Origin of the sequence: Streptomyces sp. NPDC049887, assembly GCF_040656535.1 — a bacterium.
Lineage (GTDB): Bacteria > Actinomycetota > Actinomycetes > Streptomycetales > Streptomycetaceae > Streptomyces.
This window is the reverse complement of the sequence record NZ_JBFAMM010000021.1, coordinates 89,427-105,616: the sequence shown is the minus strand read 5'-3', so window position 1 is coordinate 105,616 and position 16,190 is coordinate 89,427. Positions and strand designations below refer to the sequence as shown.

Below are 16,190 nucleotides of genomic sequence, written 5' to 3'. Positions count from 1 at the left end.
ACCGATAGGATCCGCCTCATGCGCCGTTCCAAAATCGTCTGCACACTGGGCCCCGCCGTCGACTCCTACGAGCAGCTGAAAGCGCTCATCGAGGCCGGCATGAACGTGGCCCGATTCAACATGAGCCACGGAACCCACGCCGAGCACCAGGAGCGGTACGACCGCCTCCGGCGCGCGGCGGCGGAGACCGGCCGCGCCGTGGGCGTGCTCGCCGACCTCCAGGGCCCGAAGATCCGTCTGGAGACCTTCGCCGAGGGACCGGTCGAACTGGTCCGCGGCGACGAGTTCACCATCACCACCGAGGACGTGCCGGGCGACAAGTCGATCTGCGGCACGACCTACAAGGGCCTGCCCGGCGACGTCTCCAAGGGCGACCAGATCCTGATCAACGACGGCAACGTGGAACTGCGCGCGGTCGAGGTCGAGGGACCGCGGGTGAAGACGGTCGTCATCGAGGGCGGCGTCATCTCGGACCACAAGGGCATCAACCTGCCCGGTGCGGCCGTGAACGTCCCCGCGCTGTCGGAGAAGGACATCGAGGACCTCCGCTTCGCCCTGCGCATGGGCTGCGACCTGGTCGCGCTCTCCTTCGTGCGCGACGCCAACGACGTCAAGGACGTCCACAAGGTGATGGACGAGGAGGGCCGCCGGGTCCCCGTCATCGCCAAGGTGGAGAAGCCGCAGGCCGTGGAGAACATGGCGGACGTCGTCATGGCCTTCGACGGCGTGATGGTGGCGCGCGGCGACCTGGCCGTCGAGTACCCCCTGGAGCGGGTCCCGATGGTGCAGAAGCGGCTGATCGAGCTGTGCCGGCGCAACGCCAAGCCGGTGATCGTCGCGACCCAGATGATGGAGTCGATGATCACCAACTCCCGCCCCACCCGCGCCGAGGCGTCAGACGTCGCCAACGCGATCCTGGACGGCGCCGACGCGGTCATGCTCTCGGCCGAGTCCTCGGTGGGCGCGTATCCGATCGAGACCGTCAAGACGATGTCCAAGATCGTCAGCGCGGCCGAGGAGGAGCTCCTCTCCAAGGGCCTGCAGCCCCTGGTCCCGGGCAAGAAGCCGCGCACCCAGGGCGGTTCGGTCGCCCGCGCCGCCGCCGAGATCGCCGACTTCCTCGGCGGCAAGGCCCTGGTCGCCTTCACCAAGTCCGGCGACACCGCCCGCCGCCTCTCCCGCTACCGCGCGGAGCAGCCGATCCTGGCCTTCACCACGGACGAGTCCACCCGCAACCAGCTCACGCTGAGCTGGGGCGTCGAGCCCTTCATCGCCCCGTTCGTGGAGACCACCGACGCGATGGTCGACCTCGTGGACGCGGCGCTGCTGAAGCTCCAGCGCTACAGCGAGGGCGACGTCATGATCATCACCGCCGGCTCCCCTCCCGGCGTCCCCGGCACCACGAACATGGTCCGGGTGCACCACCTCGGCGGCGACAAGCACCCCGCCTGACCGGACCGCCCCGCTCGCGACTTCGGGCCGCACCCGCTGCAGGGGGTGCGGCCCGAAGTCGCGCGGGCCACCCGCACACACACGCCGAGGCGGTAGGCCACGCGCACGGCAAGCGTGAGTGGTACCGAATCCCCGTACCACTGTTGCGGTACAGTGTTCCCGTACCGCTTGCCGAGAGGAGGCGCGACATGGCCATCTCCGCCAGCGAGGCCCGCGCCAAGCTGTTCCCGCTGATCCAGCAGGTCAACGACGACCACGAGCCCGTGGAGATCGCCTCCAAGGGCGGCAACGCCGTCCTGATGTCCGCCGACGACTACCGCTCCTGGCAGGAGACCGTCTACCTCCTGCGCTCCCCCGCCAATGCCGCGCGCCTCATGGCCGCCATCGCCGAGGACAAGGCGGCCGAGACCCCCGTGATCGAGAAGACCATGGAGGAGCTCGAGGCCATGGTGGAAGGCGAAGAGTGAGGGACGTACGGTTCCGGCCCACGGGCTGGGAGGACTACCTCTACTGGCAGACCGCCAACAAGCAGATGGCGAAGAAGATCAACAGACTGATCGGCGCGATCCGGCGGGACCCCTTCACCGGAATCGGCAAGCCCGAGCCGCTGAAGGGCGACCTGTCGGGCTATTGGTCCCGCCGTATCGACGACGAGCACCGCCTCGTCTACCGAGCCGACGACAAGCAGGTCGTCATCATCAAGGCGCGCTACCACTACTGAGCAGCCCCCGTGCCCGCATGCCGCGGGTGGGGGGCGGGCTGCGTGCTCGGTTTCCGCAGAGGCCCACAACGCCCCCTCCGGGCGTGCGCGGCCCGCTGACCGTCCGGCCGCAGGTGATGGCAAGCCGTGCGGGTTCCTGCGAACCGGCGCCCGGGGGCCTGCCCAGCGCCTCGGCGATCTTCTCGGCGAGTTCGGCGGTGACCAGGCCGAGATAGGCGTAGGGCTTTCCGGCTCCACCGTCATGCGCAGCGGCCGCGCCCGTACGCACACGGAGGAGCCGTGCTCAGTGACTCACACCCGAGGACGATCCACCTTCTCGTCGTCGCGCCTCCCGTCAGGAGCGGCAGAGGTAGCCCTCAAGATCCGGACCGGTCATGGCGACGACGACTGCATTCTCTCCCGCTCCTGCGGGAAGGTGCGCCCGGTCGTCCTCCTCGCGGAGGGTCACCGGCAGGTCCGTAGGGGGCACACTCGCCCCGAGGCGGGTCCACCAGCGTGGCCAGGACGTCGAAGAACCGGCCGGACGGAAAGCGGTTGACGGCGACGCAGACCTCGTTGACGTCCACGTCGATTCGTGGCCGTCGACGGTCCGGATCAGCACGCCGTTCATGAGGTCGCCGTCGGCGGCGACCATGTGCGGCACCAGGGCTTCCCGCACGATCTCCATGTCGAGGGGCTCCCGGTCACCGTTCCGATAGCGGAGCACGAGCAGCATGCGACTCATTTTTTCCACGTCCTCACCGGAGTCTTCGGCGGGCAGATGACCTTGCTGTCCTTCCGGAACCTCCGTCCATCCCGCTTGCCGTCCCGGCAGCCGTCCAGCTTGGTGCACTCGCCCTTCCGGCCGGCGCCCGTGTACTTCATCTTCAGCTCGTAGCCGAAGCCTTCCGGTACATCGCCCGTCACCAAGAACGACGCCCTTCCCGTCCAGGTAGGGCGGTACGAGTCGACTGCGAGGTGCACGATCCCGTGCATGATGATCACCACACCCGCGCACCATCAGTCCGCCAGGCCCGTCCAGACGTTGAAGTCACCGTCGTCGACAACGTCCTCACCGAGGCCGAACTCGTCCCCGAGCGCGAGGTAGCGCTCGTAGCGCGCCTCGCTGATCGGCACGAAGAACCCCTTCAGGGCCCGTAGCAGGAGCCGGTACCCGAGGTCCGGGTCGATCTCGACGGCCTGCTCCAGGACCGGGACGACTCCGGCGATCGAGTTGTAGGAATGATGGGCCGTGGCCTGCTCGAGGGCCGGTCCCACCGACCTGATCTCGACACGGACCGCCTCCTTCAGCGCCTCGCCCGGCACCGGTGCGGCAGCGACGGGCGTGAAGGAGGGGTCGTCGCGTCGGATCCTGTCGGTGCAGATGTCCGCGATCCGGCGCAGCCACACCCTGCCGTCGATTCCGAGGCGCTCCAGATCGAACTCACGGAACGTACCCGCCAGCCACAGGGTCTCGATGTCCCGGCTGGACAGGGGTGAGTCCAGGAGGACGAGACAGTCCCTCAGCAGCTGGTGGGCGAATGCCCCGTCGATCCGGTCGGCAACACTCGTGACGACGTCCAGGCCGGCGGCCTCGCTGTTGACCCTGGGGTAGCGGATCCACTTGATCAGCCCGCTGAGCCCGATGTCGACACCGAGGTGCCGGTGTGGCTGCGCCATGCTCTCCTACTTCGGGTAGGCGGTGTAGATCACGAAGTTGTTCGGGACGTTCTGGGTCGGGTCTCCGGGGTGCGACTTCCCTCGCACCGCCTTGACATTGATGACCACCTTGTTGCCCGCGTTCACCGGCGTCTGGGCTCCCGCATGCCAGATCTTGCCGAGCGATCCCTCGTTCCGCAGCTCCCATTCGATGGGGAAGAGGTCGTAGCGAGGGTCGAAGATCTCCGACTTCGGCTTCTTCCGCTGGGCAGTGATCCAGTCCGCGAGCTTCTTCCCGTTCTTCGGGCTGCGCTGCAACCACTGCTGGAACGCCTCGTTGATGCAACGCACGGCAGTGTCCTCATCATTCCACACCGTCGCGATGCCGTCCTTGGCGGCCTTTGCCCTCGCCTGCTGGTCGTTGAGACGGACGTGCGCGCCCAGTGTGTGAGCGCCGTTCTGGCCTTCGTCGGCCAGGATGTTCAGGCAGTTGTGGACGAGCACGTCCTGGAACTGCCCACCCGTCGTACGCACGAAGAAGGTGTGCGGGCCGTCGACCGTGAGGTCGTAGACCGTGCTGGAATCCAGACCCGAGCGGTCGCGGAGGGCCGTCACCGCCCGGAAGAGGCCGTCCGGGGTGCGCAGGGGGTCGCCGACACGCAGTTCGGAGACCGTTCTCCAGCCTCGGTCCACCACGAAGAACTTGTGACCGGCGGTGCTGGTGAGCTTCCCTCCGCCGGCGACGGTGATGTCCACGAGTCGCTCGGTGTCGTGTCGGAAGGTAGCGGTGACCTTCTGATACCGCAGTTTCCCTGAGTTGGGGTCCGCAGCTGTCACCAGCTCGCCGACCTTCACCAGACGGATGGGCCGATGTGAACCGTCCGCCATCAGCACCGGGGTGTGTCCCGGGAAGCTGTTGCGCACGCAGGCGGTGAAGGCGTCCTCGTAGATGTTCACCTGCTGCGAGATCTTGGCCAGGGTCGCGGGGTCCAGGTCCAGGGCTTTGAGAGCCTTGAAGGCGTCAGCGACCCCCGTGCCCGTCTTCATCGCGGCGTCCAGGGCCTGGAGCGCCTCGGCGACCTTCGCGAACGCCTTGCCGGGGATGAAGTTGCTCGCGGCCCAGGCGCAACCGCTGGCACTGCCGTGCCAGCAATCGACGAAGTCCTGGACCAGGATCGCTTTCAGGATCTTGTACGTGGCGGTCTGCTCGATCAGATCCAGCTTGGAGAAGTACCGCGTGACTTCCTTCTTCAGACCCGGGAATCGTTTGCTCTCGACGAGCAGGGTGTCCTCGGGAGGGCAGCCACTGTCGGTGGCCGGCACGTCCGGGTTGGTGCAGAGGAAGAAGTCGACCACCGCGCTGAACGTGACCGTGAAGGTGACGGTGCAGCCCTGGAAGCCGACGGTGATTTCGCAGGGGTTGTGCTGCTTGGCGTCGGTGATCTCGATGCTGTCCTCGTCGACGACGTACCAGGTGCCGCCGACACCGGTACCCGCGCCGGTGGAGACCTGCTTGTTCGCCGCGTTGCGCGCCGCTTCCTCGGCTGCCTTCTGCGCTTCCTTGGCGTACTTCAGGGCGTCCTTGGCCGCCTGCTCTGCTTCGGTTGCGGCAGCGGCTGCTCGGTCGGCTGCGGCGCGGGCGTCCTTGGCCGCCTGCTCGGCAGCGGCGGCGGCTTCGCGTGCGGCCTGGGCGTCGAGTGCGGCCTGATCGGCGGAGGAACGGGCCTCCTTGGCGTAGCCCTCGGCGCGCCCTGCCGCCTGGTCGGCGGCGGCTGCGTCGGCGGTGGCCTGGCGGTCGTACTCGATGGTGCGAGCCAGTGACTGTGAAGCCTTGGACGCTGCCTTGGCGGCGTCGGCCGCGTAGCCCAGCGCCTCCTTGGAGTAGGTACGGGCGTCGGCCGCGTGTGCGGCGGCGTTGGCCGCGTGCTGGTAGGCGAGCTTCGCATCGCCTGTCGCCTGTTCGGCGAGGTTCTTCGCGGCTGAGGCTTCGGCCTGCGCGTTCCTGGCGTGGGCGTCGGCGACGGCCTTCTGCTGCTCCGCGATCGACTTGGACGCCTGACCGGTCAGCACGACCAGGCTCGCCGCCGAGTCGGTGGTGACGTACCGGGAGCCGAGCTGGATCGCGTCGTTGGCCGGCTTGGCGACCTGCGCCGCGGCGTTGCCGGCGTCGACGGCGGCCTGCGCGGTGACGTGGGCGAAGCCTGCCGCCTTCGCCGAAGCGGCCAGGGCCTTGGCTGCCTCCTTGTTCGCCTCGTCCGCGTGTGACTTGGCGGTCTTGGCGAGCTTCTCCGCCTCGTCGGCCAGCTTGACGGCCGTGTCGGCTTCTTCGGAGGCGTGCTTCGACGCCTTGATGGCGTCGGCCACAGCGCTGGTCGCGGTTGCGACGGCGGCGTCGGCCTTCAGCTTGGCCGCCTGGGCGGCGTCCGCGTTCGAGCGGGCCCGCTTGGCGGCCGCCTCGGCGCGGGTGGCCGCGGCATCGGCCTCGGCCGCTGCCCCGGATGCGGCATCCGCCGCGGCGCGTGCGCGGCCGGCGGCCGCTTCGGCGTCGTCCGCGTGCGCGGCTGCGGCGTTGGCTGCCGCCCTGGACTCCTGGGCATTGCTGTCGGCCTCGTGGGCCTGGGCGAACGCCTCCTTCGCGTCCGCCTTGGCCCGGGCGGCGTCCGCCTTCTGCGCGGCGTCCCACGCGTCCTCGTTCAGGTCGCGGGCCTTGTCACGCGCCTTGACCGCGTCGTCCTTCCGCGCGACCGCGGTCGCCTCAGCGGCCTCCGCCTTCTCCTTGGCGTCCTTGGCGTTGGCCGCCTCGGCCTGCGCCGTCTGCTTGTGCCGGTTGGCCTCGGCCTGCTTGGCGGCGGCGGTCTCCTTCTCCGCCTTGGCCGTCTTCTCCTCGGCCTCCGCCGCCAGCCGCTTCGCATGTGCGTCAGCAGCCGCCGCCTTCGCGTCCGCCTCCGCCTTCAGCGCGACCGCGAGCTTCGCCTCCGCCGTCTCCTTGTCCTTCCTGGCATTGTCCCGGTGCAGCTTGGCCGCGTCCGCGGCAGCCTTCGCCTGCAACTCGGCGGCGTACGCGGCCTGCTTACGGAATTCGGCCTTGGCCTGCGCGGCCTGCGCCAGAGCCCGCTGCGTGATCGTCTCGCTGTCGCCGGCGGAGGCGCGGGTGGCGGCCTCGGCGGTCTCACCGGCCTTCACCATCGCCGTCAGCGCGGCGACGGCACCCTTGGTGACCTGTGCCTTCTGCTGGCCCACCAGCAGACCACGCCCCCGCGGTGCCCCGTTCTTGTCGGCGATCGCATAGGCAGCCTGTTCGGCGGTGTCAGAGGAAGCAGCCGACTTCTCGGCCTTCGCCAACTGGGCCTTGAGCACGGCCAGCTGCTTCTTCGCCTCAGCCTGTGTGTCGATGACACCCTTCTTGGCCTTGGCGAACTGCGCCTTGTCCGGGTACGACAGGCTGTCCGTCCCCTTGTGCCCGGACGGCTTGATCAGGAACTTCTGGGCACTGGCGTTCTTGCAGTCCCAGAGCCGTGCGTCGGTGCTCTTGGTGAACGCGCTCAGGTCCAGGCACTTGCCCGTGGAGAGGCTCTTCAGGGGCGAGGCCGCGCGGACGTCGCCCTTCCACGACTGCCCCTTGGACTTGTAGCAGTCATAGATCTGGATCTTCGTGCCGTTCGCCGACGCGTTTCCGGCCACATCCAGGCACTTGAACGACCCGACGTTCCGCAGACGCAGATCGTCCTCACTGCCCTCGATCGTCCACTGCTGCGCCGCGCCGCGGTTGCAGGTGTAGATCTGAACCGGCGTGCCGTTGGTCTTGCCACCACCCTGGACATCCAGGCACATGCCCTTGGCGCCCGGCACTTCGAGCGTCACATAGCTGTCACCGATCCAGCCCACGCCGCCCGCGGACCAGTAGTCCTGCCAGCGGGCGAGATGGTCGGCGACCCAGGAGTGCCCCAGCAGGTCGCCCAGCACCTTCGCGCCGGTGGCGAGGGACGCGGTGGCGTCCTTGTTGGCGGTCAGGATCTGGTTGCGCTGAAGCTGCTGGGAGGCGATCTCCTGCTGCCACTCCGCCGCAGCGGTGGTGGAGATGTCGCGCAGCACCCTGTTCGGGTCCATCGGGTCACGCCATGCGCACGACGCGAACCGGGTCTTCAAGTCCTCGACCGCGATGCGGTGTTCCGCCGTACTCGGCTGCGGCGCGGTGCGAGGGAAGCCGCCGGAGGCGAGGAAGACGCGGGCGTTGTCCGCACCCGTCTTCTCCAGTGACCAGTCAGTCAGGTGCTCGAACGCCCCGTGCTCGGCGCGCTGACGGTCCCACTCGGGCTGCCGCGGATCGGGGTCCTTGCCGTACAACGGCGTGCCGAGATCCTTGACGGCCTTGACCGTCGCCGCGTCAGCCTTGGGCGTGGGGTCCTCGTAGAAGTCGCTTTCGCTCTTCCACCACCGGTCGGAGATCCACTTCGTCAGACCGGTCTGGCCGTAGAAGTCCTGCTTGCTGTCCCCCGGTGACCCCGGAGGCCAGTGGAAGTCCGTCCCGGTGAAGCCGGAGGGAGTCTCCAATCCTTCGAGCGGCTTCTTCCAGGTGTCCCGCAGAGCGTGGAGGGCGTCCAGCTCCTTGTCCGCGACGTCCCGGTCCTTCTGGTACGCCTGGGCGAGCGGGGTGTTCTCCCAGTGCTGCCGGTTGGCCAGCGCGTGGAGTTTGTCCTGCGGCTGGTTGAGGCCGTCCTGCGCGGTGACAGCCATCGACGGCCCGCCGAGGCGCAGCACGTCGGACATCAGGCACTGGTCCTGCCGCAGCTCCTCCGAGGGAGTGTCCTCGTACCAGTCCCAATCGTCGCTCACCTGGTCCATGCGGTCCCCGGCGATCCGGCCGAATGCGTCGGGCTGGACGGCGAGACCTCCGAGGACGGCCAGGGCGGCGACCGAGGTGACGACTGAGGTGAACGTCGCGGAAACGCGTGATCTGGGGTTGAACAACCCCGGTCTGAGGCGCAAAAGAGCATCCTTCGTAGTGAAACGAAGGCAGGCGGGGGCGACCGCCCCAGGGGGCGGTGTCGTTACACGCGGATCAGCCTGCCGTCCCGGCGCGGAGACGGGGGTGGCAGGCAGCGGCGACCAAGACGGCGTACACAGTGAGCCGACCTCGCGACATGACGGTCCGTCCCTCCCCGTGGCGGCACTGTTCCCCCGGCCGCCTATTGCTGTGCGTGCGTCGTGGAGTGGTCAAGATCCACCTCGCGCGCACGATGATCATAGGCGGGAATCGACGTGCAGAGAAGCGGTATTCCGAGTGCCCTTCAGCGTTTGGATCTCCAAGACATGAATGGACGTGCAGGTGTCACTCTGATTCGACCTGCTTTCGGCTCCGAGCTCGTGCGGGTGGTCCCGCACCATGCCCACGCGCTGCCGAACGACTGCGGGCCGCAGCCCCGTGGCAGGGGATGCGGCCCGCAGCCTTCTTCCGCGGCTCCCGGAAGAATCAGCCGGCGTTCCCGCCGGTGAAGTAGTTGTGCAGGCCGGGCACGGACAGCGTGCCGCCGAACTGGCCGGCCTGGGTCACCTTGACGTCGGTGAACATGGCGAACGGGACGTTCAGCGGCGGCGGGGTCTTCGGGCTGAACGTGACCGGGATGATGCCGAAGAGGTTGCCCTTCAGCTCCTCCGTGTACATGGTCACCGTGCCGTTGCGGATGGTGGAGGTGGAGCCCCGCTGCGCCTCGACGTGGGCCGTGGTGCCGTTGGGGCCCTCCACCAGCTGGTGGAGGTCCTTGATGTCCACGCCCGAGGCGGTGAACTTGAGGACCTTCTTGATCTTGCCGCTGCCGGTCCGCACCTCGACGATCCCCTTGTAGTCGAGGCCCGTCAGGGTGAGCCGGGAGCTCTCCAGCACCCACGGCTCGTCCGGCAGTGCCGGGATGCCGGGCTCCGCCTTGGCGTTGGCGAGTGCCTCCGGGTCGGCGGTCGGGCACGGGAAGCGCGGCTTGCCGTCGGCGCCCTCGGGGATGTCCTCGTCCTTGACGGGGTCGAGGCCCTTGACCTTGTCGTCCAGCTCCTCCACCTCGGCGCCGGCCTTCTCGGCGGCCTCCTTGATGGCTTCCTTGGTCTTGTCCGCGACCTCGTCGGTCTCGCCGGCCTCGTCGGTCACGTCCGAGACCGCGTCCTTCACCGGCTCGGTGGACTTCGACGCGGTGTCCTCGGCCGGCTTCGACTGCTCCTCGGCGGGCTCGGCCGACTCGCTCGCGGCCGGGGCGGCCTCCGGCTCCTCGTCGGGACCGTCGAGGAGGTCCTTGATGGCGTCGCCGACACCCAGCGGGTCGAGCGGGTTCCGGGTCTCGGACTCGCTCGGGGTGGGCGTCGGGGACGGGTCCGCCTGCTCGGACGGGTTCTCGTCCGCTCGGCCGGGCTCGGTAGCGGAGGGGCTCCCGCCGGGCTTCGGCTCGCCGGTCTGCTCTTCCGCGGAACCGCTCGGGGACGGCTCGGGCTTGTCCGTCTCCTCGTCGGACGGCTTCTCCGACTCCGAGGCGGACGGCGACGCGGACTCGCTGGGCTCGTCCGACCGCGTCACACAGGGACCGGGGGCGAAGGGGATGTCCTGCTTGTCGTCGGCGAGCGCCAGCTTGGGTGTCAGCCCCATGCCGACGAAGACCGCCGTGGGCATCGCGGCGAGCGCCATGGCCTTGCCTGCGGGTATCTGCAGCTTGGTCAGCAGAGACTGCCTCGGGGCCGCGTGGCGCGGCCCCTTTCTCTGGCGGGGCTCCTCGTCGTCAGCCGCGATCAGTGATGTTTCGTCACCCCGCACTGTTACCCCCGCCTTCGGAGTGGGTGGTCGTCTTCGTCATGCTCACGGTGTCCGAGAACTGCGGGCCGGGCACGAGCGGAACACCGCCGTGGTCGCCCGTCACCGGGGCGGGGGCACTCGGCTGCGCCGTACCCTCGGCCGACTCGGCGGGCTCACCCGGCGCCCAGGAGATGGAGAGCGCACCACCGGTCAGAGCGAACAGGAAACCGATGGCGAAGCCACCGAAGTTGGCCACTGGGATGGAGATCAGGGCCAGCAGAATCGCCGCAACGCCGGCGAACACCCTGACGATGTGGTGGAACCACATCGTCAGACCGAGCGTGACGAGCAGCACCCCGATGATCAGTGCGCCGGCGCCCCCGGTCGTCGCCATGGAGACCGTCATCTGACCGAGGTTGAGGCTCGCGTACGGGAAGTAGGCGATCGGGATGCCGCCCAGCAGCGTGAATAGACCCGCCCAGAAAGGCCGCTGTCCCCGCCAGTCGCGGAACTGCCGCTTCAGGACGCGGACAAAGTGTTCATTCTGCCCCGGTGACTCGGCGCTCATGGAAAGCTCCCTGGAACTGGCTTGCTGGAGAAAGAGGGAGACGGGCGGACGCGGCTGCCTCGGGCATCCCCGCCCGCCCGCACTGACCCGAGGGTCAGTAGCACTCGACGCCGGAGCCGGCGCCCTTGTGCAGGCGCATGCTCAGACCGCTCAGCTTGAAGGTGCCCGCCGTGGTGGCCCACGCCTTCTGCTCGACGCCGGTCAGCTTGACCTCCTCGGCCTGCTGAGCGAACCCGTTCTGCATGATGGTCGTGTCCTTGACCGCCGGGCCCTTGCCGATGCCATCGTCATCCGTGTGCTTGGCCGCGACGCCGATGTCGATGTTCTTGAACTCGGCGTCGGCGTCGAGCTCGGTGACATCGAGGTACAGGTTGGTCGCCTGGACGGCGTCCTTGCCCCCACCGGCTTTGAGCTTCAGGGTGATCTTGCCGAGGAGCGGCACGTCGGTGACCACCGACTGGCACATGCCTCGGATCGTCGCATTCTTGAACGACGAGATGGCCACCGGGTGGAGGACCTTCTCGTCACCCTTGGCGACGTCCTTGTAGCCCATGTCGACGCCGCCGTACTGGGCGAAGCCCGTGCCGGTCAGCGAGTCGGTCGAGACCTTGAACTCCTGGCCCGACACCGCGAACGAAGCCGCCAGCGCACCCTGGGCCAGGCCCACGCCGATCGCGGCCGTCGCGGCCACGGACGGCACCATGACGACGGCGAACCGCTTCCATCTGGTCCCACCACGAACCTGGGACATAATTTTCCTCCTTCTCGGACGTACATCTCCGGCGCGGACCGTCAAGTCCGCCCTGGGATGGGAGAAGTGCTACGTCCTCGGGAAGGAGAGCGCCGTGCCTCAGGCGCGAGCCGCGTCCGAATCACCGGCGATCACCCCCGAGCGACAACCACTGGCCACGCCTTCGCGCAACCTCGATGGACAGGCCCTGCCGGCGGGGCAGGAACCCCCCTGTCCACGGCCGGCGCCTCTGCCGCCGGCCGGCTCGGTGGGGACCCAGACCGCGGTACGCGGCTGGCTGCCGGGCTGGTGCGGTGAATGGACCGAGCGTCGCCGATCGTGGTGCATTAAGCGCCGGGGCACAAGGGGGTTCGTTACTCACTAGTAACGGACCGATAACCGCGCCACGACGGGGCGATGTCGCCCAGCGACACAGGGTGCCTCAGCCGGGCTCGCCAGACAGGGAGATTGCCACCGAAAAGCGGACAGAAGAACGCGGTTGATTTACTGCGAGTAACAGCGGCCGTGTTTACCAAGTTTTGGCAAAGCGCGGCCGCCGCCTGTCACCGTGTCGCCAAATCGGCCCGCGCGACCGGCGTTCCGGGCGGTGGCCCCACAGCAGGGCACCGCCCGGAACGGAGGCACCGGAATCCGCTCGCCTCCGACGTCAGAAGAGGACCCTCGCGAGTGCCGTGCGCGCCGCCGTCACCCGCGGGTCGTCCGGACCGATCACCTCGAAGAGCTCCAGCAGCCGCAGCCTGGCCGCGTCACGGTCCTCGCCCGCCGTGCGGCGCACGGTCTCGACGAGCCGGCCGAACGCGTCCTGCACATGGCCCCCGGCGAGGTCCAGGTCCGCCGCGGCGATCTGTGCCGATACGTCGTCCGGACGGTCGGCGGCCTCCTGGCGCACCTTCTGCGGATCCATCTCCCGCACCCGGGAGAGGAGTTCCGCCTGCGCGAGGCCGAGCTTGGCCTCGGAGTTCGCGGGGTCGTCGGCGAGGACGTTGCGGTACGCCCGGATGGCACCACCGAGGTCGCCCGCGTCGAGCGCGTCGACCGCGGCCTCGAGCACCGCGTCGTGCGGGCCGGGAGCGGGCGCGGCGACGGTCGCGGACTCGTCGGCCTCCCCGTCGACGATCAGACCGGTGAGGCCGAAGCGCTGCTCGCCGACCTGGATCAGCTGGTCGAGGGTCTCGCGGATCTGGGGCTCCGGGGCCAGCCCCTGGAAGAGCGGCAGCGCCTGCCCGGCGACCACCGCGAAGACGGCCGGGATGCCCTGGATCCCGAACTGCTGCATCAGCATCTGGTTGGCTTCGACGTCGATCTTGGCGAGCACGAAGCGGCCGTTGTACTCGCCGGCCAGCCGCTCCAGCACCGGGCTCAGCTGCTTGCAGGGCTCGCACCACTCGGCCCAGAAGTCGAGGACGACCGGGACCTCCGCCGAACGCTGGAGAACGTCCCTCTCGAAGCCCGCCTCGTCGACGTCGATCACCAGGGCGGACGGGGGCACCGCACCGCCGCCGCCCTGCCGGGCGGCCTCCGCGCGCGTCTGCTCGGCCTTGGCCTTGGCCTCACCGGCCGCCTTCACCGCGGCGAGGTCGACGACGCCACTCATGGACATGTTCCTAGGCTGCATGAGTACATCCTCCCCCCTCGGCGCGCACGAGTGAAAAATCCGGAGCGCCGGGCCTGTGCACCGGTCGTGCGCACCGGCCCCGCGCGCCCGTGCCGGGTCCCCACCCGGCGCCAGCGACTGTCGCTTTCGCTACGAGTCGTAGCGTAACTCGTCCGGAGGGGTGCCGGGGCACGCCGCCCGGTGAACTGGCTCACAACGATCCACCTACTGGCCGGTATGGTCGCCTCCATGTGCAGTCACCGTCGCCGGGCCACGACCCGTACCGGCCGTCCCCGCAGCGCCGAGGCGGACGCCGCCATCCTCGACGCCACCAGGGCGGCACTGGTGGAGCTTGGGTGGCCGAAGCTGACGCTCGGCGACGTGGCGACCCGGGCCGGGGTGGCGAAGACGACGGTCTACCGGCGCTGGGCGGGCAAGAGCGAACTGGTGGTGGACGCGGTCGCGGAGCTCTTCGACGAGCTTGAACTACCCGATCGGGGCAGCCTGGCCGCGGACATCGAGGGCGTGGTGCTGCAGTTCGCCGCACTGCTGGAGCGGCCGGAGGCCAGGACGGCGCTGATGGCCGTGGTGGCGGAGTCGACGACCGACGAGCCACTGCGCGAGCGGATCAGGGTCTCGATCGTGGACCGGCAGAAACGGCTGGTTCTGGAGGGCCGCGCCAGGGCACAGGCGCGCGGCGAGCTCCCGGAGGAGACCGACCCGGCGGCGGCCGCCCGCACCGCGGACCTGATCTTCGACGTGATCGCGGGCGCGGTCGTGCACCGGGCGCTGGTGAGCTGCGGACCCGTCGACGAGGACTGGGTCCGCCGCTTCACCGCGGTGCTGCTGGGGGGACTGGGGGCGGCGGCGCAGTCCTGACGGAGGGGCCCCGCGGGAGGTGGGACACGCCACGGCGAAAGCGTGAAGGACCGCCCGTCGGGCCGCTGCGGCGGCGTGACGGCCGGTCCTCCACCGGTTCGGGCGGGTGCGGCTCAGAACCCGGCGGGCTCGGTGTACGTGCCCCACTCGTCCCGCAGTGCGTTGCAGATCTCGCCGAGGGTGGCCTCGGCACGGACGGCGTCGAGCATGGGCTCGATCATGTTGGAGCCGTCGCGGGCGGCGGCCAGCATCCTCTCCAGCGACGCCTTGACCCGGGCGTCGTCGCGGCGGGCCTTGCGGTCGCCCAGGATGCGGACCTGCTCCCACTCGACCTCGTGGCTGACGCGGAGGATCTCCAGGTCGCCGGTGACGGACCCGTGGTGGACGTTGACGCCGACGACCCGCTTGTCGCCCTTCTCCAGCGACTGCTGGTAGCGGAAGGCCGACTCGGCGATCTCGCCGGTGAACCAGCCGTCCTCGATTCCGCGCAGGATGCCGGAGGTGATGGGCCCGATGGGGTGCTTGCCGTCCGGGTGGGCGCGCAGTCCGCGCTCCTTGATCTGGTCGAAGATCTTCTCGGCGTCCGCCTCGATGCGGTCGGTGAGCTGCTCCACGTACCAGGCGCCGCCCAGCGGGTCGGCCACGTTGGCGACGCCCGTCTCCTCCATCAGCACCTGCTGCGTGCGCAGGGCGATCTCGGCGGCCTGCTCCGACGGCAGCGCCAGCGTCTCGTCCAGGGCGTTGGTGTGCAGGGAGTTGGTGCCGCCGAGGACGGCCGCGAGGGCCTCGACGGCCGTGCGGACGACGTTGTTGTAGGGCTGCTGGGCGGTCAGCGAGACACCGGCCGTCTGGGTGTGGAACCTCAGCCACTGCGCCTTGTCGGTCTTCGCCCCGTAGACCTCCTTCATCCAGCGGGCCCAGATGCGGCGAGCCGCGCGGAACTTGGCGATCTCCTCGAAGAAGTCCAGGTGCGCGTCGAAGAAGAAGGACAGGCCGGGCGCGAAGACGTCCACGTCCAGTCCGCGGCTGAGGCCGAGTTCGACGTAACCGAAGCCGTCGGCGAGCGTGTAGGCCAGCTCCTGCGCGGCCGTCGCGCCCGCCTCGCGGATGTGGTAGCCGGAGACGGAGAGCGGCTTGTACGCCGGGATGTCCCGGGCGCAGTACTCCATCAGGTCGCCGATGAGGCGCAGATGGGGCTCCGGCTCGAACAGCCATTCCTTCTGGGCGATGTACTCCTTGAAGATGTCGGTCTGGAGCGTGCCGTTCAGGACGCCCGGGTCGACACCCTGCCTCTCGGCGGCGACGAGGTACATGCAGAAGGCGGGGACGGCGGGACCGCTGATCGTCATCGAGGTGGTGACGTCGCCGAGCGGGATGTCCTTGAAGAGGACGTCCATGTCGGCGGCGGAGTCGATGGCGACACCGCAGTGTCCGACCTCGCCGAGCGAGCGGGGGTCGTCGGAGTCGCGCCCCATGAGCGTCGGCATGTCGAAGGCGACACTGAGCCCTCCGCCGCCGGCGGCCAGGATCATCTTGTACCGCTCGTTGGTCTGCTCGGCGTTGCCGAAGCCGGCGAACTGGCGGATGGTCCAGGTGCGGCCGCGGTAGCCCGTCGGGTACAGACCGCGCGTGAACGGGTACTCGCCCGGCCATCCGATCCGCTCGAAGCCGTCGTAGGTGTCGCCGGGCCGGGGCCCGTAGACCGGCTCGACCGGATCACCGGAGAGCGTGGTGAAGTCGGCGTTCCGCTTCTTCGCGGAGTCGTAGCGGGCCTGCCAGCGTCGGCGGCCCTCCTCGATGGCGTCAGCGTCCATACCC

General features: G+C 69.3%; 13 protein-coding genes. 4 read left to right on the top strand and 9 right to left on the bottom strand.

The genetic code is table 11. The features are described 5' to 3' along the window. Positions 1-18: 18 nt before the first annotated feature. The 3 genes from pyk (at position 19) to AB0J10_RS24165 (ending at position 2,173) form a co-directional block, all read left to right on the top strand. A complete protein-coding gene (gene pyk / locus AB0J10_RS24175; protein ID WP_363064548.1) occupies positions 19-1,452 on the top strand; it encodes a pyruvate kinase in 1,434 nt (477 codons plus the stop codon). Between the two features lie 188 nt (positions 1,453-1,640). Continuing rightward, a complete protein-coding gene (locus AB0J10_RS24170) occupies positions 1,641-1,919 on the top strand; it encodes a type II toxin-antitoxin system prevent-host-death family antitoxin (RefSeq protein WP_363064547.1) in 279 nt (92 codons plus the stop codon). Then, positions 1,916-2,173 carry a Txe/YoeB family addiction module toxin gene (locus tag AB0J10_RS24165; protein WP_363064546.1) on the top strand — a complete coding sequence of 86 codons (258 nt, stop codon included), beginning with the start codon at positions 1,916-1,918 and terminating at the stop codon, positions 2,171-2,173. Before AB0J10_RS24170 ends, AB0J10_RS24165 begins: the two co-directional genes overlap by 4 nt. A 334-nt stretch (positions 2,174-2,507) precedes the next feature. Here the strand turns inward: AB0J10_RS24165 and AB0J10_RS24160 are convergent, their stop codons facing one another. From AB0J10_RS24160 to AB0J10_RS24125, 8 genes are all read right to left on the bottom strand, one after another. Beyond that, entirely contained in the window at positions 2,508-2,888 is a 381-nt protein-coding gene (locus tag AB0J10_RS24160) for a hypothetical protein (RefSeq protein ID WP_363064545.1), read from the bottom strand. A 5-nt stretch (positions 2,889-2,893) separates the two neighbouring features. Continuing rightward, the gene (locus tag AB0J10_RS24155; protein ID WP_363064544.1) at positions 2,894-3,160 is read right to left on the bottom strand and encodes a hypothetical protein; all 267 of its coding nucleotides are present in this window, start codon (positions 3,158-3,160) and stop codon (positions 2,894-2,896) included. A 12-nt stretch (positions 3,161-3,172) separates the two neighbouring features. Continuing rightward, positions 3,173-3,832 carry a hypothetical protein gene (locus tag AB0J10_RS24150; protein ID WP_363064543.1) on the bottom strand — a complete coding sequence of 220 codons (660 nt, stop codon included), beginning with the start codon at positions 3,830-3,832 and terminating at the stop codon, positions 3,173-3,175. 6 nt (positions 3,833-3,838) lie between these two features. Beyond that, on the bottom strand, positions 3,839-8,653 hold the full coding sequence (locus AB0J10_RS24145) for a ricin-type beta-trefoil lectin domain protein (protein ID WP_363064576.1): 4,815 nt from the start codon (positions 8,651-8,653) through the stop codon (positions 3,839-3,841). Positions 8,654-9,281: 628 nt separating this feature from the next. After that, positions 9,282-10,601: a hypothetical protein gene (locus AB0J10_RS24140; protein ID WP_363064542.1), complete on the bottom strand. Its 1,320-nt coding sequence runs from the start codon at positions 10,599-10,601 to the stop codon at positions 9,282-9,284. Then, positions 10,591-11,148, bottom strand: a complete 558-nt coding sequence (locus AB0J10_RS24135) for a DUF6114 domain-containing protein (RefSeq protein ID WP_363064541.1) — start codon at positions 11,146-11,148, stop codon at positions 10,591-10,593. Before AB0J10_RS24135 ends, AB0J10_RS24140 begins: the two co-directional genes overlap by 11 nt. Before the next feature lie 94 nt (positions 11,149-11,242). Continuing rightward, entirely contained in the window at positions 11,243-11,902 is a 660-nt protein-coding gene (locus AB0J10_RS24130) for a DUF6230 family protein (protein ID WP_363064575.1), read from the bottom strand. Positions 11,903-12,545: 643 nt separating this feature from the next. Continuing rightward, positions 12,546-13,514, bottom strand: a complete 969-nt coding sequence (locus tag AB0J10_RS24125) for a tetratricopeptide repeat protein (RefSeq protein ID WP_363064540.1) — start codon at positions 13,512-13,514, stop codon at positions 12,546-12,548. 216 nt (positions 13,515-13,730) lie between these two features. Between AB0J10_RS24125 and AB0J10_RS24120 the strand changes: the two genes are divergently transcribed. After that, entirely contained in the window at positions 13,731-14,372 is a 642-nt protein-coding gene (locus AB0J10_RS24120) for a TetR/AcrR family transcriptional regulator (protein ID WP_363064574.1), read from the top strand. A 113-nt stretch (positions 14,373-14,485) separates the two neighbouring features. On the opposite strand, the gene AB0J10_RS24115 is transcribed toward AB0J10_RS24120, so the two are convergent. After that, a complete protein-coding gene (locus AB0J10_RS24115) occupies positions 14,486-16,186 on the bottom strand; it encodes a methylmalonyl-CoA mutase family protein (RefSeq protein ID WP_269728305.1) in 1,701 nt (566 codons plus the stop codon). Between the last annotated feature and the right edge of the window lie 4 nt (positions 16,187-16,190).